General features: G+C 31.2%; 26 protein-coding genes. 4 read left to right on the forward strand and 22 right to left on the reverse strand.

The window, feature by feature from the left end:
- From ACTT90_RS00310 to ACTT90_RS00335, 6 genes are read right to left on the reverse strand one after another with little or no spacing between them, the layout of a single operon-like run.
- Nucleotides 1–1,620 carry an electron transfer flavoprotein-ubiquinone oxidoreductase gene (locus ACTT90_RS00310; RefSeq protein ID WP_440936914.1) on the reverse strand — a complete coding sequence of 540 codons (1,620 nt, stop codon included), beginning with the start codon at nucleotides 1,618–1,620 and terminating at the stop codon, nucleotides 1–3.
- 23 nt (nucleotides 1,621–1,643) lie between these two features.
- Nucleotides 1,644–2,597: an electron transfer flavoprotein subunit alpha/FixB family protein gene (locus ACTT90_RS00315; RefSeq protein WP_440936915.1), complete on the reverse strand. Its 954-nt coding sequence runs from the start codon at nucleotides 2,595–2,597 to the stop codon at nucleotides 1,644–1,646.
- Nucleotides 2,597–3,346: an electron transfer flavoprotein subunit beta/FixA family protein gene (locus ACTT90_RS00320; protein WP_440936916.1), complete on the reverse strand. Its 750-nt coding sequence runs from the start codon at nucleotides 3,344–3,346 to the stop codon at nucleotides 2,597–2,599. Before ACTT90_RS00320 ends, ACTT90_RS00315 begins: the two co-directional genes overlap by 1 nt.
- A complete protein-coding gene (locus ACTT90_RS00325; protein ID WP_440936917.1) occupies nucleotides 3,346–5,778 on the reverse strand; it encodes a GcvT family protein in 2,433 nt (810 codons plus the stop codon). The genes ACTT90_RS00320 and ACTT90_RS00325 overlap by 1 nt, the downstream gene beginning before the upstream one ends.
- 57 nt (nucleotides 5,779–5,835) lie before the next feature.
- The gene (locus tag ACTT90_RS00330) at nucleotides 5,836–6,288 is read right to left on the reverse strand and encodes a hypothetical protein (protein ID WP_440936918.1); all 453 of its coding nucleotides are present in this window, start codon (nucleotides 6,286–6,288) and stop codon (nucleotides 5,836–5,838) included.
- Nucleotides 6,281–6,850 carry an NAD(P)H-dependent oxidoreductase gene (locus ACTT90_RS00335; protein ID WP_440936919.1) on the reverse strand — a complete coding sequence of 190 codons (570 nt, stop codon included), beginning with the start codon at nucleotides 6,848–6,850 and terminating at the stop codon, nucleotides 6,281–6,283. The genes ACTT90_RS00330 and ACTT90_RS00335 overlap by 8 nt, the downstream gene beginning before the upstream one ends.
- 29 nt (nucleotides 6,851–6,879) lie before the next feature.
- Here ACTT90_RS00335 and ACTT90_RS00340 point away from each other — a divergent pair, with 29 nt between their 5' ends.
- Nucleotides 6,880–7,077: a DUF4170 domain-containing protein gene (locus ACTT90_RS00340; protein ID WP_440936920.1), complete on the forward strand. Its 198-nt coding sequence runs from the start codon at nucleotides 6,880–6,882 to the stop codon at nucleotides 7,075–7,077.
- Here the strand turns inward: ACTT90_RS00340 and ACTT90_RS00345 are convergent.
- The 13 genes from ACTT90_RS00345 to ACTT90_RS00405 are packed head-to-tail and all read right to left on the reverse strand — an operon-like array spanning nucleotide 7,035 to nucleotide 16,142.
- Nucleotides 7,035–7,457 (reverse strand): DUF6691 family protein, encoded by a 423-nt coding sequence (locus ACTT90_RS00345; RefSeq protein WP_440936921.1) that lies wholly within the window; start codon nucleotides 7,455–7,457, stop codon nucleotides 7,035–7,037. The genes ACTT90_RS00340 and ACTT90_RS00345 overlap by 43 nt on opposite strands.
- Complete coding sequence (locus tag ACTT90_RS00350; RefSeq protein ID WP_440936922.1) at nucleotides 7,454–7,873, reverse strand: YeeE/YedE family protein; 420 nt, start codon at nucleotides 7,871–7,873, stop codon at nucleotides 7,454–7,456. Before ACTT90_RS00350 ends, ACTT90_RS00345 begins: the two co-directional genes overlap by 4 nt.
- A complete protein-coding gene (locus ACTT90_RS00355; protein WP_440929894.1) occupies nucleotides 7,873–8,313 on the reverse strand; it encodes a CoA-binding protein in 441 nt (146 codons plus the stop codon). Before ACTT90_RS00355 ends, ACTT90_RS00350 begins: the two co-directional genes overlap by 1 nt.
- The gene (locus ACTT90_RS00360; protein ID WP_440936923.1) at nucleotides 8,313–9,086 is read right to left on the reverse strand and encodes an enoyl-CoA hydratase; all 774 of its coding nucleotides are present in this window, start codon (nucleotides 9,084–9,086) and stop codon (nucleotides 8,313–8,315) included. The genes ACTT90_RS00355 and ACTT90_RS00360 overlap by 1 nt, the downstream gene beginning before the upstream one ends.
- A 48-nt stretch (nucleotides 9,087–9,134) precedes the next feature.
- Nucleotides 9,135–10,238, reverse strand: coding sequence for a mandelate racemase/muconate lactonizing enzyme family protein (locus tag ACTT90_RS00365; protein ID WP_440936924.1), 1,104 nt, complete (start codon nucleotides 10,236–10,238; stop codon nucleotides 9,135–9,137).
- Entirely contained in the window at nucleotides 10,235–11,455 is a 1,221-nt protein-coding gene (locus ACTT90_RS00370; protein ID WP_440936925.1) for a Coenzyme F420 hydrogenase/dehydrogenase, beta subunit C-terminal domain, read from the reverse strand. The genes ACTT90_RS00365 and ACTT90_RS00370 overlap by 4 nt, the downstream gene beginning before the upstream one ends.
- On the reverse strand, nucleotides 11,455–12,186 hold the full coding sequence (locus ACTT90_RS00375; protein ID WP_440936926.1) for a class II aldolase/adducin family protein: 732 nt from the start codon (nucleotides 12,184–12,186) through the stop codon (nucleotides 11,455–11,457). The genes ACTT90_RS00370 and ACTT90_RS00375 overlap by 1 nt, the downstream gene beginning before the upstream one ends.
- Nucleotides 12,183–13,082 carry an NAD(P)-dependent oxidoreductase gene (locus tag ACTT90_RS00380; RefSeq protein ID WP_014953486.1) on the reverse strand — a complete coding sequence of 300 codons (900 nt, stop codon included), beginning with the start codon at nucleotides 13,080–13,082 and terminating at the stop codon, nucleotides 12,183–12,185. The genes ACTT90_RS00375 and ACTT90_RS00380 overlap by 4 nt, the downstream gene beginning before the upstream one ends.
- Nucleotides 13,082–13,927 (reverse strand): HalD/BesD family halogenase, encoded by an 846-nt coding sequence (locus ACTT90_RS00385; protein ID WP_440936927.1) that lies wholly within the window; start codon nucleotides 13,925–13,927, stop codon nucleotides 13,082–13,084. Before ACTT90_RS00385 ends, ACTT90_RS00380 begins: the two co-directional genes overlap by 1 nt.
- A 47-nt stretch (nucleotides 13,928–13,974) precedes the next feature.
- On the reverse strand, nucleotides 13,975–14,118 hold the full coding sequence (locus tag ACTT90_RS00390; RefSeq protein WP_440936928.1) for a hypothetical protein: 144 nt from the start codon (nucleotides 14,116–14,118) through the stop codon (nucleotides 13,975–13,977).
- Between the two features lie 55 nt (nucleotides 14,119–14,173).
- Nucleotides 14,174–14,545 (reverse strand): cytidyltransferase, encoded by a 372-nt coding sequence (locus ACTT90_RS00395; protein WP_014953489.1) that lies wholly within the window; start codon nucleotides 14,543–14,545, stop codon nucleotides 14,174–14,176.
- Nucleotides 14,545–14,952: an AAA family ATPase gene (locus ACTT90_RS00400; RefSeq protein ID WP_440936929.1), complete on the reverse strand. Its 408-nt coding sequence runs from the start codon at nucleotides 14,950–14,952 to the stop codon at nucleotides 14,545–14,547. The genes ACTT90_RS00395 and ACTT90_RS00400 overlap by 1 nt, the downstream gene beginning before the upstream one ends.
- The gene (locus tag ACTT90_RS00405; RefSeq protein ID WP_440936930.1) at nucleotides 14,949–16,142 is read right to left on the reverse strand and encodes an aromatic ring-hydroxylating oxygenase subunit alpha; all 1,194 of its coding nucleotides are present in this window, start codon (nucleotides 16,140–16,142) and stop codon (nucleotides 14,949–14,951) included. The genes ACTT90_RS00400 and ACTT90_RS00405 overlap by 4 nt, the downstream gene beginning before the upstream one ends.
- Before the next feature lie 64 nt (nucleotides 16,143–16,206).
- Here ACTT90_RS00405 and ACTT90_RS00410 point away from each other — a divergent pair, with 64 nt between their 5' ends.
- The 3 genes from ACTT90_RS00410 to ACTT90_RS00420 all read left to right on the forward strand — a co-directional run bounded on the left by ACTT90_RS00410 (nucleotide 16,207) and on the right by ACTT90_RS00420 (nucleotide 19,020).
- On the forward strand, nucleotides 16,207–16,974 hold the full coding sequence (locus tag ACTT90_RS00410) for a methylenetetrahydrofolate reductase (protein ID WP_440936931.1): 768 nt from the start codon (nucleotides 16,207–16,209) through the stop codon (nucleotides 16,972–16,974).
- The gene (locus tag ACTT90_RS00415; protein ID WP_440936932.1) at nucleotides 16,967–18,325 is read left to right on the forward strand and encodes a glycine cleavage T C-terminal barrel domain-containing protein; all 1,359 of its coding nucleotides are present in this window, start codon (nucleotides 16,967–16,969) and stop codon (nucleotides 18,323–18,325) included. Before ACTT90_RS00410 ends, ACTT90_RS00415 begins: the two co-directional genes overlap by 8 nt.
- Nucleotides 18,326–18,474: 149 nt before the next feature.
- Nucleotides 18,475–19,020 carry a hypothetical protein gene (locus tag ACTT90_RS00420; RefSeq protein ID WP_440936933.1) on the forward strand — a complete coding sequence of 182 codons (546 nt, stop codon included), beginning with the start codon at nucleotides 18,475–18,477 and terminating at the stop codon, nucleotides 19,018–19,020.
- Here ACTT90_RS00420 and ACTT90_RS00425 read toward each other — a convergent pair.
- From ACTT90_RS00425 to ACTT90_RS00435, 3 genes are read right to left on the reverse strand one after another with little or no spacing between them, the layout of a single operon-like run.
- Nucleotides 19,017–19,187: a hypothetical protein gene (locus ACTT90_RS00425; RefSeq protein WP_014953495.1), complete on the reverse strand. Its 171-nt coding sequence runs from the start codon at nucleotides 19,185–19,187 to the stop codon at nucleotides 19,017–19,019. The two genes, ACTT90_RS00420 and ACTT90_RS00425, sit on opposite strands and share 4 nt — an antisense overlap.
- Nucleotides 19,180–19,788: a DUF3726 domain-containing protein gene (locus ACTT90_RS00430; protein ID WP_440936934.1), complete on the reverse strand. Its 609-nt coding sequence runs from the start codon at nucleotides 19,786–19,788 to the stop codon at nucleotides 19,180–19,182. The genes ACTT90_RS00425 and ACTT90_RS00430 overlap by 8 nt, the downstream gene beginning before the upstream one ends.
- Before the next feature lies 1 nt (nucleotide 19,789).
- A complete protein-coding gene (locus ACTT90_RS00435) occupies nucleotides 19,790–21,451 on the reverse strand; it encodes a hypothetical protein (protein ID WP_440936935.1) in 1,662 nt (553 codons plus the stop codon).
- Between the last annotated feature and the right edge of the window lie 3 nt (nucleotides 21,452–21,454).

Here is a 21,454-nt window from a genome sequence, read left to right on the forward strand (position 1 = left end):
CTACATATTTCCATACTTAGGACCACCACCACCTTCAGGAGTTACCCAAGTAATATTTTGAGATGGTTCTTTTATGTCACAAGTTTTGCAGTGAATGCAATTTTGAGAATTTATTACAAATTTATTTATGTCTCCTTCTTTTTGAACTTCATAGACACCTGCTGGACAATATCTTTGTGCAGGCTCATCAAATTTTTCTAACGTATATTTTATGGGTAATTCTGGATCTTTTAATTTTAAATGAACTGGCTGATTATCTTCATGGTTAGTGCCAGTTAAATACACTGAACTTGTTTTATCAAATGTAATAACATTATCAGGTTTAGGATAATCTATTTTTGGCATTTCATTAGCTGGTTTTAAAGTTTCGTGATCTGCATGCTTATGTTTAAGAGTAAAAGGTAATTTACCTCTAAATAAAATTTGATCTATACCTGTAAAAATTATACCTAAAATTAATCCCCAGCTAAAACTTGGTTTTACATTTCTTGCTCTAAACAATTCTTCATACAACCAACTATTTTTAAATCTTTCCTCATAATTAGATAATTCTTTATTTTCTTTTAAATGATCAACTATTGTTTCAGCTGCAATCATTCCACTTTTCATAGCAGTATGAGATCCTTTTATTTTTGGCATATTTAATGTTCCAGCATCACAACCAACTAATAATGCACCTGGCATAAACATTTTTGGTAAACTTTGAATGCCACCTTCAATTAATGCTCTTGCTCCATAGGAAATTCTTTTTCCACCTTCAATTATTTTCTTTATTGCTGGGTGTGTTTTAAATCTTTGAAATTCATCAAATGGTGAGAGATGAGGATTTTTATAATCTAAACCAATAACATAACCTAGAAACACCTGTTTATTCTCTGCATGATACATAAAACTTCCACCGTAAGTGTTATTATCTAAAGGCCAACCAGCTGTGTGCATAACTAAACCTTCTTCATGAGTTTTTTCACTTACTTCCCAAATTTCTTTAAAACCAATTCCATATTGTTGGGGATCTTTTCCCTTATTCAATTCAAATTTACTTATTAATTGTTTACCTAAATGACCTCTACATCCTTCTGCAAATACTGTTACTTTTCCATGTAATTCCATACCAGGTTCATAGCTGTCTTTTTTATTACCCTCTTTATCTATACCCATATCTTGTGTAGCAACACCTTTTACAGAACCATCATCATTGTAGAGAATTTCACTTGCTGGAAAACCTGGGAATATTTCAACACCTAAAGCTTCTGCTTGTTCTGCTAACCATCTACATAAATTAGCTAAGCTAATAATATAATTTTTATGGTTCTGCTGTACCGATGGTAATAACCACGTAGGCCAACTAATTGATTTTTCTTTTCCTAAAAATAAAAATTTTTCCTTACTTACTTTGGTTTTGATAGGTGAATTTAATTCTTTCCAATTTGGCAAAAGCTCATCTAAAGCTCTAGTTTCAAAAACATTTCCACTTAAGATATGTGCTCCAATTTCTGAAGCTTTTTCTAAAAGACAAACATTCAGATTAGAGTCTAATTGTTTAAGTTTGATTGCTGTAGCTAATCCTGATGGTCCTCCACCAATAATTACAACATCATATTCCATCGACTCTCTTGTCATGAGATAATTTTGTACAGGATTTGTTATTTTTGTATAGTGTTTAATTTGTTCAATTCTTCTAAGAATTGAGGAAGCGCTTCAAATAAATCTGCTTCTAAACCATAGTCGGCTACACTGAAAATTGGTGCTTCACCGTCTTTGTTGATAGCAACAATAATTTTACTTTCTTTCATTCCAGCTAAATGTTGAATTGCACCTGAAATACCGACTGCAATATATAAATCTGGAACCACTACTTTTCCAGTTTGTCCAACTTGATGGTCGTTACTTATATAGCCTGCATCTACAGCAGCTCTTGATGCTCCAATTGCTGCATTTAGTTTGTCAGCTATTGCTGTAATAAGTTTAAAGTTATCTCCATTCTGCATTCCTCTTCCGCCAGAAACAACAACTCTAGCCGTTCCAAGTTCAGGTCTATCAGATTTTATTTCTTCTCTTTTAACAAATTTTGTAGATACAAATTCATCGCTTGGATCAATTTTTTCAATTGGAGCTGAACCCCCACTTGTTTCACAAGGATCAAAAGATGTTGGTCTAATTGTTACGCATTTTTTTGGATCATTGCTTTTAACTGTTGCAAATGCATTACCTGCATAAATAGGTCTTAAAAAAGTATCAGCAGAAATGACTTTAGTTATATCACTAATCTGAGATGTATCTAAATTTGCTGCTACTCTTGGCATTAAATTTTTTCCAAACGTGTTAGCTGAACAAACAATGTGAGAATAATTTTCAGCTAATTTAATTACAACTGGTGCAAAATTTTCTGCAACAAAGTTTTCATAATGTGGTGCTTCAACAGTTAGAACTTTTTTAACCAAAGGTAATTCAGATAAAGTTTTTGCTACATCTGCAGAATTATTTCCTATAACTAAAACATGAACATCTGCATCAATTTGTGAAGCAGCTGTTGCTGCATTTAAAGTAAATGGTTTTAATTCTTTATTGTTGTGTTCTGCTAAAAGAAGTACTGACATTATATCACCTTTGCCTCATTTTTTAATTTTTGAACAAGTTCAGCAACATTTGCTACTTTAATACCTGCTTTTCTTTTTGGTGGTTCCTCAACTTTTAATACTTCAACTCTTGGAGCTGTATCAACACCAAGGTCTGTTACATTTAATTGTTCTATTGGTTTTTTCTTTGCTTTCATTATGTTTGGCAATGAAGCATATCTAGGTTCGTTTAATCGTAGATCGCATGTGATAATTGCTGGAACATTTATTTCAATTGTTTCTAAACCTTCGTCAATTTCTCTAACAACTTCTAATTTTCCATCTTTAACATCTATTTTTGAAGCAAAAGTTGCTTGAGGCCATTTTAATAAGGCACTTAACATTTGACCAGTTTGGTTACAATCATCATCAATTGCTTGTTTACCCATAAATACTAAATCTGGATTTTCTTTTTCTACAACTTTTTGTAATAATTTTGATACTGCTAAAGGTTCAATCGTTCCATCAACTTTAACATGAATGCCTCTATCAGCACCAACCGCTAAAGCTTTTCTAACTGTTTCTTGAGCTTTTTCTTCTCCAATAGTAACTGCAACTACTTCAGTTGCTTTTCCCGCTTCTTTAATTTTTACTGCTTCTTCAACTGCATTATCATCAGGTGGATTAGTTGACATTTTAACATTGTCAGTAACAACACCTGTTCCATCTTCTTTAACTCTTATTTGTACGTTGTAATCAATTACTCTTTTTACTGCGACTAAGATTTTCATTAAGCTCTCAATAAATTATTTTCTGGATCGTATGGACTTTCATCTAATACAGTAGCTTCATACATTTTACCTAAAATATCAACTTTTAATTTTTCGCCAACTGTCGCAACATCAGGTTTCACCATTGCAAGAGCTATAGATTTATCTAATCTAAATCCATACTCTCCACCAGTTGCTCTACCTACGACTTTGTCGTTTTGATATATTGGGTTGTTTCCTAACACATCTGCATCTTCAGTATTGTGAACTTCTAATGTAACAAGTTTGTTATCAAAACCTTTTTCTCTCCATTTATTTAAAGCCTCAAGACCAATAAATTTGCCTTTGTTAGGATGTATGAACCTATCAAGACCAGATTCGTAAGGTGAATATTCAATTGAAAGCTCTGTACCAACTAATTTATAAGATTTCTCAACTCTCAAACTATTCATTGCTCTAATTCCAAATGGTTTAATTCCAAATTCTTTTCCTGCTTCCATTAATTTATCAAATATATGATTTTGATATTCAATTGGATGGTGCAGTTCCCAACCTAACTCACCGACAAAGTTGACTCTCATTGCATTTACTGGTGCGTAACCAACATCTACTTTTTTAGCTGTTAACCATTTAAAGTTTTCATTTGAAAAATCGTCTTTAGAAACTTTTTCCATTAGTTTTCTTGCTTTTGGACCAGCAACAACCAACACACCGTTGCTGTTTGTAAGATCTTCAAATATTACCGATCCATCTGTTGGCATCCACTTTTGTATCCAATCATGATCTAATCTAAGGTTAGCTCCAGCTGAAACCAAATAATAACTATTCTCTGCTTCTTTCATGATTGTAAATTCCGAATGAACTCCACCCTTTGTATTAAGGGCATGACATAAATTTATTCTTCCAACTTTCTTAGGAAGTTTATTAGCAACTAAGAAATCTAAAAATTCCTCTGCTTTAGGTCCTTTAATTCTACATTTAGCAAATGCAGTCATATCCAATAGACCAACATTTTGTTTTACATTCTGACATTCTTTTTTAATTGCATCAAACCATTTTGATCTTCTAAATGACCAATCATCTTTTTGCTCCATTCCATCTGTTGCAAAAAAGTTTGGTCTTTCCCATCCAAATTTTTGACCAAACACTGCACCTAAGTTTTTCATTCTCTCATAGCAAGGAGAAGTTCTTAAAGGTCTTGCAGCAGGCCTTTCTTCGTCTGGATAATGAACTATAAACACATGACTATAAGCTTCCTCATTTTTAGCTTTTAAATATGATTTAGAACAATAATTACCATATCTTCTTGGTTCTACACCAAGCATATCAATAGTTGGTTCACCATCTACAATCCATTCTGCTAATTGCCAACCTGCTCCACCTGCAGCAGTGATACCAAAACTGTGTCCTTCATTAATCCAGAAATTTTTTAATCCCCATGCAGGACCAACAATTGGATTTCCGTCTGGTGTATAACAAATTGCACCATTATAAACTTTTTTAACACCCACTTCTCCAAAAGCTGGAACTCTATGAATTGCACCTTCAATGTGTGGCGCAAGTCTATCTAAATCTTCTTGAAATAATTCATACTCAGATTCTTTTGATGGACCTTCAACATAACAAGCTGGCGCTCCATCTTCATAAGGACCTAAAATTAATCCGCCAGCTTCTTCTCTCATGTACCATCTGCTATCACTATCTCTTAAAACTCCCATTTCAGGTAAGCCTTCTTTTTTTCTTTTTTGAATTTCTGGATGGGGTTCTGTAACAATGTATTGATGTTCGACAGGTATTACTGGTATTTCCAAACCAACCATCTCACCTGTTTGTCTAGCAAAATTTCCTGAACAAGATATTATATGTTCACATTCAATAGATCCTTTGTCTGTTTCAACAATCCAACCATCTTTGGTTTGTCTCATTGCTAATACTGTTGTGTTTCTATAAATCTCTGCTCCTCTATTTCTTGCACCTGTTGCAAGAGCTTGAGTTAAATCAGCTGGTTGAATATATCCATCTTCAGGGTGTTGAATTGCTCCAACTAAATCATCTGTATGGCACAGTGGCCAAATTTCTTTTACTTGTTCTGGTTTTAAAAATTTTACATCTACACCAATTGTTTTTGCTACACCTGCATATTGATAATATTCATCCATTCTATCTTTAGTGCTTGCAAGTCTAATGTTTGATACAACACTAAAGCCAACATTTTTTCCTGTTTCTTCCTCTAGTGTTTTATATAAATTTACTGCGTACTTATGAAGTTGTCCAACTGAGTAACTCATGTTGAATAAAGGAAGTAAACCTGCTGCGTGCCAAGTTGAACCTGAAGTTAATTCTTTTCTCTCAACTAAAACTACATCTGACCAACCTTTTTTTGCTAAATGATAAAGAGCACTTACACCAACAACTCCACCACCAACAACGACTACTTTTGTTTTAGTTTTCATTTTCAGATTCCTACTAAATTTTTAGATAATCCGAAACAAAAATGTATCTGTGGATAATTAAATTGAGTTACCTAGAGATATAGGCTGGGACACCATGGTCGTGAGCCAGCAATCATTAAGTGGTCCTTCAGAGGTTAATTTTTCAACTTGCCAATTGAACTTATGATAGTTCTTATCTTTTCCTAAAATTATGACCTCAAACTGAGCCCAATTGTCGCCAAATGCTAATTGGGTGACTGTATGCTCTAAATGATTAATCATCATTGAATAAGATTTTCCTTTTAACATAGTCTTAAATCTTGGAAGTGGGCCTGTAACCTGTTTGTTGGCTGGATGTGCAAAATTCCAGGTTTGCTCAATTCCACTATCAGTAAAATCTTTGTCATTATTCATTAATCCTTTTAACTGGATTTCCACTACTTGTTTTGGAGAGATATCTTTATTTGGCTCTATTAAATCTGCTTTTGCCATACAAGTGAGCATTAATAGAATAACTAATGATCTAAACATTATTTGCAGTTTCTCTAACATCTCGTAAAAATTCTTTTCTTTTTTCTTCACCTACAAAAGGAACGGCAAAGTATCTTCTATAGTTAATATTGTAAATTCCACACATATGGAAAACTCCTCTTTTTAATCTTCTTATTGGTAAGTTTAAAAAGAAAGTTGTAATAGCTAGTCTTGGAGATCCATATGTACAAAAAATTACGGCTTTTTTATTTTTTAAGTTTCCTATTGGATAACCATAGTTTCCAACTAATTGTTTAAATCTGAAAGCCCAAGGTGGCGCTAAAACTTTATCTATCCAACCTTCAACAATTGCTGGCATTCTAAAATTCCATATGGGAGCTATTAAAACAATAGTATCAGCTTCTTCTATTCTTTTTCTATGATCTAAGACTTCTTTATCGGGTTCTTCACCTGCAAAAACTGGATTAAATTTTTCTTTATATAGGTCAACAACATCAACTTGGTTGCCTTTTTCTTTTGATGTTTTTATGAACTCGTCTCTAATTGCAGCATTAAATGATGCGTCATTGTAGTGTCCGTATACTAAAAAAATTTTCTTCATAATTTGAAAACTAGTTATATAAGGATTTTATGGAAAATTACTATGTAATTGAAGGTGAGCACGCTGATCCTAATGATATAAAATCAATAAAAGAAGATACAAAAAACGAACATGGACCTTTTTCTAAAGATAAAGCTGAAGATTTTGCTAAAAGTTTAATTCAAAAAAATATTGATAATTTTTATCACCGAGCTTGGGTTGTAGACTCAAATAACCTAACAATATAAAATCCAACAAACATCGATATAACAAAAGTAATAGAGTAATAATTGATTAGAGCAATTGATGAAATTGCTGGACCTGGACACAGACCACCAAGCCCCCAACCCGCTCCAAAAATTGCTGAGCCTAAAACCAATTTTTTATTTATCTCTTTATTATTTGGAATATTGAATGAAACTTCACATATAGGTTTTTCTTTATTTTTTATAAGATGGAATAAAGGTGAAGATACCACTAAAGCTCCTATCATTACGAAAGCTAATGAAGGATCCCAATTACCAAATAAATTTAAAAAACCTAAAACTTTTTCAGGATTAATCATTTCACTTATAACCAAACCTATTCCAAAAATAATTCCTGAAACTAATGAAATCACTCTAGTCATACAAAATTTTTAATTAAAACTGTTAAAATTCCAACAACCATAAAAGTTATAGTTGCTATAATTGATCTTAAAGAAAATCTGCCAATTCCACTTATTCCATGCCCACTTGTACAGCCTCCACTTATTCTTGTCCCAATACCAACTAATAATCCTGCTACAATTAATAAAGGTAAAGAATTTGAAATTGAAATATTAATTTCTTTATTTGAAATTAAAACATATAGAATTGGACCTATAATTAAACCTACTAAAAATAAAATATTATCAATTCTTCTTTCTTTTTGATTTAAAGCATTAGCTGCAATTCCACTAATTCCAACTAATCTTCCATTAAATAAGAAAAAAATTACTACAGCCAAACCTATAATAATTCCTCCAATAAACGCAGAATAAGGTGTGAAATTTACTATTGTCATTAATTATTTAAAACTGGAAAGGCTTGCCTAATTTTTAGAAAGTGTTTTTGATATTCCATTTTTGTACATCGGTTTTCAATATACTCAATATTATTTTTTGAAGTAATACTTTTAGCTTTCTCACATTTAATTCCAAGTTGGAGCCATAAAGTTTTTGCTTTTATTTGTACTGTTTCATTTGCAAAACCTTCTGCTTCTTTAGAAGGCCTGAAAACATTAACTATATCAACTTGTTCTTTTATTTCATTTAAACTTCCCACAAACTCCTCACCTAATACTTTCTCACCTTTAGATCGTGGGTTTACAGGAATAACTTTAAATCCATATTCTTGCATATATTTCATAACTATAGTCGAAGTTTTACTTGTATCTTTGCTAACTCCAATCATTGCAATTGTTTTAGAATTTGACAAAATTTCTTTTATTTTTTCATCTGTCATTATCTATTTTTCCAAACAGGTTTTCTTTTTTGAAGAAATGCAGAAATTCCTTCTTGTGCATCCATTGCCATCATATTTAAAGTCATCATTTTACTCGTATAAGCATAAGCTTTACTTAATGGCATTTCTAATTGTTTATAAAAAGCTTGCTTACCAATTTTAATTGTAAGATTAGATTTTGAGGCAATTTTTTTAGCAACTTTTAAAACTTCATTATTTAATTTTGATTTAGGAAAACAGTCATTAATTAAACCTAATTCTTTTGCATAATCTGCTTTAATCGGTTCCCCAGTTAATAACATTTTCATCATAGGTTTTCTTTGAATTTTTCTGCTAACCGCAACCATAGGGGTACTACAAAATAATCCTATGTTTACTCCTGGTGTTGCAAACAACGCATCTTTTGTACTGTAAGCTAAGTCACAACTTGCAACCAATTGACATCCTGCAGCATAAGCAGCACCATGGACTTTGGCAATAACGGGTTTTTTTCCTTCAACAATTTGTAACATCAATTTTGAACAAAGATTAAATAGCTTCTGATATTTATTTTTAACTTTTAAACTTTTGACCTCTTTTAAATTATGCCCTGCACTAAAACCTTTGCCAGCTCCTTCTAAAATTATTACCTTAGTTTTTTTATCTTTATCAAGCTTCTTAAATACTTTGATTAAATCACTTAAATTTTTAAACGATAAAGAGTTATAAGTTTTTGGTTCATTAATAGTAACTAAGGCAATACTGTTTTGAATAATCTTATATTTAATATTCATAATTAATTAAAACCTATATTAAAAAAGATTTAATTTCTTTCTTTAAAATTAATCAAGAATAACAGTAGGTTTTCCTAATATATCTAAGTCTGGCTCAACTCCTAAACCTATACCATCTGGAGCTGAAATTTTTCCTTTTTTTCTAGTAGGTCCATTTTTATCTAGTCTTGGAGAAACGTAACCAGATAAGTCACAAACATTTAATAATCTTGAAGGCTCACAACTAGTACCTAGATGCAATAATGCTGAAGTTGCTATATCACTTCCCCAAGTATCTTCAATACACATCTTAGTTCCAAAATAATTACAAAGTTCTCTTGCATCTCTTACTGCGCTAATTCCTCCAAATTTAGAAAGTTTTAAAGCAGCTACATCCATAATTCCTTTTTCATGTCCTTCTAAAAGAGTTTTTGTATCATAAACTCCTTCATCTAATTTCATTGGAAGACCTGTTGCTTGTTTTACTGAAGCACATTCAGATAAAGTAACACAAGGCTGTTCTAGCATAATATCTAAATGAGCTACTGCTCGACTTGTTCTTATTGCATCAAGTGGTGTTGCTCCGCAATTCCAATCACCATAAACTAAAAAACCATCATCAATAACTTCTCTAATTTTAATTAATCTTTCAGTGTCAATTCTCCAATCATTATCAACACCAAGTTTAACTTGAAACTGAGTGATACCTTCCTTTTGTTTTTCCTTTGCAATTTTAACCATTTCATCTGGAGCAATACAAGTTATGGAATGATATAAAGGCATGTCTTTTTGTTTTTGACCACCGAGTAATCTATATAAAGGTAAATTTGCAACTTTTGCTGTGATATCCCACAACGCAATATCTAAAGGTGATTTTGCATAAGGATGCCCTTGTAAATATTTATTTACCTTTGTCATCAACGCCTCTGGTCCAACTGGATCAGATCCTATAATTACTGGTGCTATCTCTGTTAATGCGGGTGTTATTCCTTTTGCATATGCTGGCAAATAATGAGGAATTGGACAACATTCACCCCAACCTTTAATGCCACTATCAGTATCTACTGAAATGATTATACTCTCTACTTCATCACAGGTTTTATTACCTGCCATATAATATGTTTCGTGACTTTTAAGATTAATATTCCAAATTGATAATTTAGTTATTTTCATAATTTACCAACTCTCTTTGCAACACCTTCTTCTTGTTTTTTATTAAAATCATTATCATTTAATTTATACAATTCTTCAATTCTCAAATTTTTAGTATTAATTGATGGTAAGTTATTTTTTTTCATTCCTTGGTGTCTTGCATATACTGCTTGTTTTTTTGTAGTTTGGTGAGGTTGAAAATCTTTTATATCATCAATAGTTATTTGATCACCTTTCACAAGATATCCGTTTTCAACAGCTTCATCAAAAATTTTAATTCCTTTTTTTGTTCGCATTACTGCAGCATTAAAACCTTCATCTTCTCCTTTTGGAGAACCACCTCTCCAAGTATCAAGTGCTGCAATATCTGCACTTTCACCAATTGCATCTGGACAAATTTTACATCTAAAAGGAACTTTCCAATTACTTTCATCTCCCCAGAATGAATTATAATCTTTATCAAACTCTTTTTGATCTTTAGTTTTTATATACATTCTACCTGGATTTCCAAAACCTCTATACCTAAACTCCTCAAGCTCTTGTTCTTTAACATTAAAGCTATCAATAAATTCTTGTGACTTTGTCAATTCTTGAAAACCACCACAAACTAATGTGAAAATATATTTACAATATTGATCAACTCGTTCATCGAATTTAGCAAGTAATCTTATCGCTCCTGCATCACAAGGTTTTCCAACAAATGCAAAAGTTTGTTTTTTATCCAATGCTTTATGGAATTCACTCAAAGGTGATGATGGACCATATCTTGATCTACTTTCACAATTTAATAAGTCATCTTTGGAATAGCTATATTTAACAACATTACGCATTGGGTTTTCCTTATCACCAGCTGTATGCATAATAAAATCAACTTTATTTTTTTCTAGCAAATATAAAGATAATCCATTTAGCAACCCTCCTGTTGAACTTTGAAATCTAATTTTTGGATCGCTAGACCATGAATAATATAAACTAAAATAATTTCCCCAGATAATATCTTTATTTGATCCTTCATTTTCCTCTTGATCCTCTGGTCCTTCTGCAATTACTCCTGGGCAAACTTTTTTAATATTTTCTAATGTTTTATTGCTAATTGGTTTTAATTCTTTAGGTTCTAAATTACCTTTGTCACTCATTTCCATCTTTAGTGAATTATTACCTGCAATACTTTTGCAAAGTCCGCAGCCAATACAAAGGCCATTGTCTACAATGTCAGCTAAAGAATTTGTTTGTATCATTACTCTTTGTAAGATGGATCTTTAGCATCACACCTTCTTAGTAATGCTGGCCACTCATTTAATCCTGGTGAAAATAAATCATACTGTTTTTGAGATAATTTCCACATTTCCTCAGTAGCTCTCTCAAGAGGCAAACCTGAACTTGTTGCTTGAATAGCAACTTCACACATTCTAATTGCATAATACATATTCATAAAAGCTTCACCGGCTGTAGCTCCAACAGTCAATAATCCATGGTTCTTCATGATTAAAACTTTGTTGTCTCCCATGTTTTCTGCAATTCTAACTCTTTCATCTTTGTTTATCGATAAGCCTTCCCATTCATGATATCCGACTTTTCCATAAAGCATTGAACTATCTTGAACTAAATGAGGAATACCGTCTTTAAGAGTTGTAGCAGCTAATGCTGAAGGTGGATGAGCATGAAATACAAATTTTGCATTAGGATGATTTAGATGAATTGCACTATGAATAATAAATCCTGCAGTGTTTGCTTTTTCTGGTCCCTCTAAAACTTTTCCATGTTCATCAACTTTAATTAAGTTTGACGCTTTAACTTCTTCATACAACAAACCCATCTCATGCATAAAGAATGTATGATCTGTTCCTGGTGCTCTGGCAGTTATATGGTTCCAAACAGTATCATCCCAACCCATCATATTAGTCAATCTAAACATGGCTGCAAGATCTACTCTTACTTTCCAGTCTGCTTCACTGATGTTATTTTTCATCTTCCCTCCTTTGAAAAAGTTAATTTATTATTTTGTTCTAAAAGTTTAATTACTTTTAAGTGATTAGAATTAGGTCCAAATTTTTTAATAGCTTTTTTATAAATTTTTGATGTTAAATTCATTATTGGTAGATCTAATTTTTGTAATTTAATTATTTCATTTGCAAGATTTAAGTCTTTCATCGATAAACCTAAAAAGAATGAAGGATCATAGTCACCATTAATCATATTTGGTCCATATCTTGTGGATGTATAACCGCCACTTGCGCTCTTATCTATAATCTCCAACATAGTTTTTGGTTTAATACCTGATTTTACTCCAAGCATTAGAGACTCCGAAAGGGAAAGATAATTCAAATAGCAAAGGCTTACTTGAGCAATTTTAGCAGCATAACCTGCTCCAGCTGTATTTAGATAATAAAGATTTTTGCCTAAAATATTGAAAATAAATTTAAGCTTATTTACTGTTTTTTTTTGGCCTCCCACGAATATGGATAGATCTCCTGATTGAGCTTTTAAATTTCCACCTGATATTGTGGCATCAACAAATTGATTGATTTTTCTCTTAAGTTTTTTTTTCAAAAAATTGAAACAACTAAGAGAATTAGTTGAACAATCTATCCAAACTTTATTTTTGTCTAATTGATCAATAATTTTATTTTTTCCTACTGATAATAATTTTATTTGTTTGGGTCCAGGTACACAGCTTATTATGATGTCAGAAAAATTAATCAACTCTTTCAAAGAGTTAGTTGCTTTTGCTTTTTTTGATTTAAATTTTTGAATTGTTTTTTGACTAACATCATATCCTAATAAATCAATTTTTTTTGATTTATGAAGATTTAAAGCCATCGGCATTCCCATATTACCTAAACCAATAAAGCCTACTTTAATCATTAATCTACCAAATCATCATCACGTTTTTTATTTCTTTCATAATGAATAGGCATTGCTCTACCATAAACAATCTTTGAATGTGCGGGGGTGTTAACTCTCCAGCTATCCAAAACATAAGTTGGTAAAGCAATGTAACGAGTTGTGTTACCTTTAATTTTCGTTACGCGATGCATTGAAAATCTTCCTTTAAAAATTTGAAGATCCCCTTCTCCTAACTTTAATACTCTCACTTTTTCTCTATCACCATTTAAAACTCTTTTGACCTCTTCAAATTTATTGTCACTTGGAGCTCTTAGATTTGGAACATATTCAAAATCTCCTCCTTCATCTGCTTTTTTTACTAAAATACTTAAAGTAAATTCATTACTATCAAAATGCCAAGGTAGTGTGTGCCCTGGATCCATACAGTTATAAGGATTTCTACCTAATGGATCTGCCCATTGAAAAATAGGTTTAACTCCTAGACAATCTGAAACAAAATCTTTTAATTCGTCAGTTTCGTAAATATATCTTAAATCGCTATCATCACTCAAAACATCGGAATTCAAATAACCATTTTTTCTCTCATTAAATGTATTTATTGGATGATCTTTTTCATATTGATCATCTTTGACACTAAAATATGGATTATGACTTTCATCTGACCAATAAATATGTTTTCGTCTTGCTATAACCTCCTTAAACATTTTATCAAGAGACTCTTGTTTGATAAAATTTGGAATTTTACAACAACCAACTTCATCAAGTTCATTTTTATAATGAGAAATCATTTCCTTACGTTCTTTTGAATGAACGTCTTGAATTGGATATCTTTTTAAATCTACTATTTCTTCTAATTTATTCATTTTCCTCCTTTTAAAATAATTTATTTAGATTGCCTAAGAAGGAAATTTTACAGTTTGGTAGGAGTAGAAAAATTTAAATGATTTTTACAATCTGTCTTTTTAAGTAATAATGAGAATAATTTTGAGGATAGTTTAGAACCTAATCCAACTCTTGCAAGTCTATGATGGTGAGTCGATAAATTAAAATTCATAAGATTACGTTATTACATTTTAATTCTTTGGTAAATATAAATTATACAGAGTGATCTAAAGTTTTCCTTCTTCTCTCATTTTAGCTCTAATCTTGGTAGCTGAGATTTTTTGAACTTCTTCAGATAAAACAATTTCCTCAATCTTGTAACCAACACCTCTTCCATAACAAATATTTGTAATATTTGGTACTAACATAATTTTAAATCTACCTTCAAACTCAGGATTAAGTCTTTCCTCTATGTTTTTTTTAACTGTTTCAAAATCAAAAGGATTATCATCAACCCCTTGTACATCTCTAATTTGAATACAAACTTGTCCAGTTTTTTTAATTATTTCTTTAAATAAAGTGTAATGGCCATCATGAAAAGGTTGCCATCTTCCTAACATTTGTGCGGTTGGTTTTTTATTATCCCATTCGTAAGCCATTATTTTATCTCCTTTAATATTTTTGGTGCCCAGTTTTTAGCATCTTGTGTTGTTACATGAAAGTCAAACTTGTCAGGTTTCACAAACATTTTATTTGTGTCGTCAAATCTACCTTCTTTTATTGTATCTACCCAAATTACAAAATCAGCTGGAAATAATTTTCTTGCTTCAGGTGTTGGGCAAATAAAATCTGCAACTACATTATTTCCATCTTCTTTTATCTTTAGAGCAAAGTCAGCCATTCTTTTTGATTGTCTTTTTCTTCCTTCCTCTGAAAAATCCCAATCATTAGCTTCTTTTCTAACTTCATCAGCATTAAGTCTCTTTGCATTAAGCAATGGTGCTAATTCATTAGCTAAAGTTGTTTTTCCTGATCCTGGAAGACCCATGATTAAAATTATTTTCATAGTAAATTAGTTGCAACCCACTTATGAAATTGATGTGTTGGTTGATCCATAACTGGAGAAAAATTTCCTCCATTATATACTGGTGAATTTCTACCCTCTTGCATTCCTTCTATAGCTTTTATGTCTTCTATCATTACATCTTTCCAAAATCTGGAATTTTCTTTTCTTAATTCTTTAAGTTCTTCACCGTTAGCACTTTCATTTCCAATATAATACATTTGCATATGTTCACGAGTTTTATTCATTGCTAAAGGCTCTAACCAATAAACATAAAAATGATCTATGTGTAAACCTATCATAACATTAGGGAATAACGCTATATATTCAGAATTCTTAAGTTTTGTTTTGTCCCAATTAGGAAAAGTTTCAAATTTTTTATTTCCTTTTACAGGTTGTTCATATTTTTTACTTCCTTGACCAGCAAATCTATTTGGCAAACCTTGAATATGATAATGATCATTGATATTTGAAACTTTATTCAGTTCAGGATGAATTGTTGGTAAGTGATAACTCTCACAATAATTTTCTATTGCAAACTTCCAATTACAATTTACGTCTAAATTAAAATAACCATAATCATTAGAATGAACGATTAATTTTTGGTCATCTTTATTAATAAGACCAGACCATCTATCTTCAAGAGGTTTAATATAATCATCAAATTCTATTTCATTAGAATTGATATTTACAAAAATTATATCCATCCAAACTTTAGATTTTACCTCTTTTAAATTACTTTTATTTTTATCGAATTTTTCGGATTGGTGATTATTAAGACCGCCAATATGCGGAGTTGCAATGAGGTTTCCTTTAAAATCATAAGACCAAGAATGATAAGGGCACCTGATCACATTTTTTAAAGTACATGGTTTATCAACAAGTTTAAATCCTCTATGGCTACATACATTATGAAATACTTTAATATCCATATCTTTGTCTCTTACCAAAATTAAAGGAATCCCGAGCAGATTATATGGTCTAGCATCTCCTGGATTTGGAATTGAGCTTGCGACACCTACTACAATCCATTTATTACAAAAAATTTTTTCTCTTTCGTAATCCAAATAATCAGCATTTGTGTAACATTCATTAGGGAGGCCATTTGCATTCTCAATTGGCATATCTACATTTTTAAGCTTATCTATTTCCAAAATTCTTGAAAGGGTTGAATTTGTGAATTTCTGAGACATAGAAAAAATTACCATGGGTAAAATTTTTAGCAATAAATTTCCTAAGAGCATGAAATGAATTTCTTTGACAGAGATTTTCAAAAAAGATACGAGTCGGGGAAGAATGAATTTTTCTTTAGAAATTGGTCCTCATACGGACCTTGGCACTCTTCCTGCTGTAAAGGATGTTTACGTAACGCTATTGCCTGGAGGAGACTATAAAGAGACAGCAAAAAAATCGGGAGATTTAGTAAAAGAAGGTTTTAACCCTGTTCCACATGTTCCAGCTCGTTCAATAAACAACGATGAAGAGCTTAAAGATTACATAAACATGTGTAAAGATTTAGGAGTAAAACAAGCTTTGGTAATTGGTGGAAGTAGAGAACCAATTGGAAAATTTGATAGTTCATTTCAAATTCTCGAAACAGGTTATTTGGAAGGAATTAAAATTGGAATAGCAGGACACCCTGAAGGAAGCCCTGATATTTCTGACCAAGATTTAGAAAAAGCAATGATAGATAAGAAGCCTTATGCTGATTATATTGTAACTCAATGGTTATTAGATACTCAGCCTATTATTGATTTCATTTCTAAACAAAGCGTACCAGTGCATGTTGGAATTACTGGGCCCATGAAAATTTCAAGCTTAATTAAGTTTGCAAATATCGTTGGTGCGAAAAATTCCATTAACTTTCTTAAATCTAATTTTAGTAAGGCGTTAGATTTATTAAAACCTAAAGACCCTAATGATTTAATTGGGAAGGTTAAATCGCATACTGATAACTTCCACATTTATACATTCGGCGGCTTGAAGGAAACAAACAAGTGGTTGAAGGAGAACAAATATGTCTAAAGAGTTCGATTACGACAAAGTAAGGCATGTAACGTCAGTAGATCAGTCTGACAGAAAGGTACCATACAACTTAAGACAAAGTGGTCCTACTAAAGTAGAAATGTTAATATCAACGAGAGTAAGAAAATCTCCATATTGGCATTTATCAATGAAAGCAGGTTGTTGGAGAGCAACTGTTTACAATCGTATCTATCACCCAAGAGGATATGTAAAACCAGAAGATGGCGGTGCAATGGTTGAGTATGATGCAATTGTAAATCATGTAACAATGTGGAACGTAGCCGTAGAAAGACAAATTCAAGTTAAGGGTCCAGATGCAGAAAAATTTGTTGATTACGTAATTACAAGAGATGCAACTAAGATCTCACCTATGAGAGCCAGATATGTAATTTTATGTAACGCTTATGGAGGAGTTCTTAATGATCCAATTCTTTTAAGAATTTCAGAGGATGAGTTTTGGTTCAGTTTATCTGATAGTGATATTGGAATGTATCTGCAAGGAGTAAATGCAGATGGAAGATTTAATGTCGATATAAATGAAATCGATGTTAGTCCAGTTCAAATTCAAGGTCCAAAATCAAAAGCATTAATGAAAGATCTTTGTGGAGACCAAGTTGATTTTGATGACATGCCATTCTACGGTTTAGCTGCTGCTAAAGTTGGAGGACGAGATGTTATTATTTCTCAATCTGGTTTTTCTGGAGAAGCAGGATATGAAATTTACCTAAGAGACTCTACTTTACATGCTGAGGATATGTGGAATGCTGTTCTTGATAAAGGTAAAGCACATAACTTAATGGTTATTGCACCAGCTCACCATAGAAGAATTCAAGCAGGAATTCTTTCATGGGGTCAAGATTTAGACCAACAGCATAATCCTTTTCAATGTAACTTAGGTTACCAAGTTTCATTATCAGGAAAAGGTGAATGGAAAAAGAAAGGTGATTATGTTGGAAAGGCTGCTCTCGAAAAAATGGGAGCTGATCTTAAAGCAGGAAAAAAACCATACAAACTACAGTTAGTTGGTCTTGAGCTAGGTGGAAAACCTATTGAAGAATACGCTCCTGATTTCTGGTTAATATCAAATGAAGATGGTGGCGACCCAGTTGGTTTTGTTACTTCTCCTTGGTATCACCCTGAGAAAAAACAAAATATCGCAATGGGATATGTGCCTTTTGATGGAACATTAAATTCTAATGGTTTTCCAAAAGGTAAATTAGGTACAAAGTATAAAATACATTTACCTGATCAATATGTAGACAAACCAGGTCAACCTGTAGATGCTGTAGTCGTTGATATTCCGTTTAAAGAATCTTACAACGCAAATACAAGAGAAGTTGTAAAAGGTTAATTTTTATTTTTAGGGGGCAAATACATTGCCCCCTTTAAATTATGTCAAAAACTTTCCTAATCGCTGTTTGCATTATTATTGCGATTGCTTTAATAATATTTCCACTAATTGTTTCATATAAAGAACAAAAAGATAAAAAAAAATAAAATATGTTTGGTGAATTTTTAAATATTATTTTTAAATCAATTAAACTAGATCGATCACTTTACAAAGATAACAAAAACTTTGGAGAAGCTGCAATTTATTTTGCTGGTCTTATCATGATTTTAGATGGTGTGGCTGGTGCAGTTGCGGCTAATACAGTTGTTAAAACTGCTATTGGTGTTTCAGGTTTGACTGCAATTATTACATGGTTTGTATGGGCAATATTAATTTATGTTATTGGTGTTAAGTTATTTCCAGACAAAGATACTAAAATACCATTTAAAAAAGTACTAACTGCTGTTGGTTTTGCGCATGCACCAGGCTTAATTAGGTTTTTTGCGGTAACACCAGAATTAATGATACCAATTATTTTTCTTACGCAATTTTGGATCTTTGCTGGTTTAATTATTTCAACAAAACAAATTCTCAATCTTAAATCCAATATGAAATCTTTTGGTATAGTGTTCTTATCTTTTCTAATAATTGTATTTTTATCCATCTCATTTGTAATGAGTAGAATGGATGCAATGCCAATAAGTCAGGTAAGTTAAAGAGGGAATATAGTTTTAGAAACTCTACAAGATTTGCAAATTTTATATCCAGTTAATATTAAGTTTTGAGTAACACTTTGATGTTCTTGCTTACATTCATCACAAATATTATTTAATTCTTCCTCGTTAACATCTTCTAAAACAAGCTCATCATTATTTTCAATCATTATCAGTTAATCCTGCTCCTGCTCCACCTTGTTTTAAACTTTCAGATTCTTCAACAAATGTATCTTCACTTAATTTATAAAGATTTTTCCATTCATCTTCGGAAAATGTATCAGTATTTTCTAAAAAACTAATTTCAACATCTTCACCTTTTAAAATTAAATCTGAAAAATTATAATCTGAATAAATATTTACATTAAAATTAAGTATTATTTGTGTTTGATTAAATTTTAACTTTATTCTTTTTCCAATAATTTCTGAACTTCTGCTTAAGAATGGAATAAATAATATTGGATAAGCAATATTATTAATTGAGATAATCTTATCTTTTAAATTATCTATCTGATCTAAGAAGCTGATGCCAGTTGAAATTGGGCAAAAGTGATTTTTATTAGATTTATTTGTTTCTAAAATTAAATTTAAATTCTCAAATATATTATTTTTTTTTTCTGACAAAAATAAATTTAAATTTTTTATTCCTGGTAAACCGAACAATTCTAATAATCTTATATTTTTTCCTATTTCTTCTGCTTCTCCCCAACTAAAACCAGCTGCCCTACTAGCTCTTTTCGATACTGTTTCAATTTCACTGAGAGATCTCATTTTAAATCTGGGTTTTATAAACCCATTGCTCATCATAATTTTTTAAATCATTAGGAAGAGGTGCTCCTTGAAACATGCAAATTCTTAACCATTTATCTGATCTAGGATCAAACTTTAATGCTCCAAAATATGACAACTTTAGTCTTAACATGTCTATCGGCATAATTGATTTACCTATGGTGTTATCTTGAATTTCAGAATAAGGAAATTTTTCAATTATAAAAACACGTCTCACTACATGTCTCAAATCAGCATTTTCAATTAAAAACTCTGCAACAGAAATTGGTTTTTTTAATTTGTCTATTTTTTGATGTAATTTTTTTATATCTCTTGCAATAGCTAGCGGTTGCTCTAATTCGGATCCTTGTTCATCAAATCTATCTGCAAGTCTTGGTTCTTCTTTATTTTTGGATATAAACCAGAAATTTTGATTATTTTCTTTATTTTCAAAATCAATTTTTAAAATTTCTGAATATCTATCCTTTAATATCTTACTTAAATCATCTGTTGATCTATTTGTCGGAATATTAAAATATTTTTCTTCATCGGAACTCATTTTTTGAATTAAAGGTTCCACAATTTCATCATATGGTTCAAGCATGATTGAAACTATATATTCAATTGCTTCTTCACACATATTTTGATCAATCCAGTTGTAAATTTCATTGAATAAATAATCTTTATTTCTATCAAGTTCATTATCTATAAATTTTAAAAATTTATTTATATCAACCAAAAGAGATTTAATTTTCTTAATTTGATATTCACTATCAGAGTTCCAGCTAGTTATATTAGTCAAAGAATTTTTCAAACAAGTACAAAATAATTGAAAATCTTGATCTTTAACATTTTTGATTTCTCTGATTTTTTTTAGAGCAGTTTCTCTCATCAATATCCAATTGTTCAATAAAGTTGGATGGTTTACTATAAAAGGTGCCATACCTAACCCAGTTGAGTTACCTATGCCTAAATTTTTAGAAATTTTATTATCTAAAGAGATTGCTTTTTTAGGATTTCGACATTTTGCAATATGATTTACTTGGTCAAAAGTAAATTGTCTTACTAAGTAAACTAACATCATTTCTAATCTAAATGGACCATTGATTTCTTCTCTATTCTTTATTCTAAACCTATCTGCTAATCCAAATTTTCCAGAACCATATACAGCTGTAGTTCTGTATAAATATCCAACCTTAGACAACAATTCCAAATCAGGTTGTTCTCCGTTACTTAATTTTTCAACAACATGATTAAAAACTCTTACAGATTTATTTGCTCTAGATAAGGTAAGTTCTTTGTAAGACATTCTTCCAACTTCTTGCTTTGGAACTTCATTTCTTAATCTTTCAATATCTTTTTTTTCAGGAATTCCATCATGAAGAGTAAAGGCAGCATCCCATTTTGTGGCAATTACTCTATCTGATCTTTCGCTATCATCAATTTGATTTGCAAAACATATTAGAGAATAAGCTCTCTCATCTTTTCTAAATGAATATACAGCAGTTCCAAATCCTTCTTTATTAAGAACAAATAAATCTCTGCTATACTCCCAATCTTTAAACTCTTTTAAAAAACTTCTTAAAAAAGAAAGTCTTGATTGATGAAATGATCCAAGTCTTGATAATTTCATAACTTTTTCTGGACTTCGTAACTCAATATTCATATT

Source organism: Candidatus Pelagibacter sp., from assembly GCF_052049935.1.
GTDB lineage: Bacteria > Pseudomonadota > Alphaproteobacteria > Pelagibacterales > Pelagibacteraceae > Pelagibacter.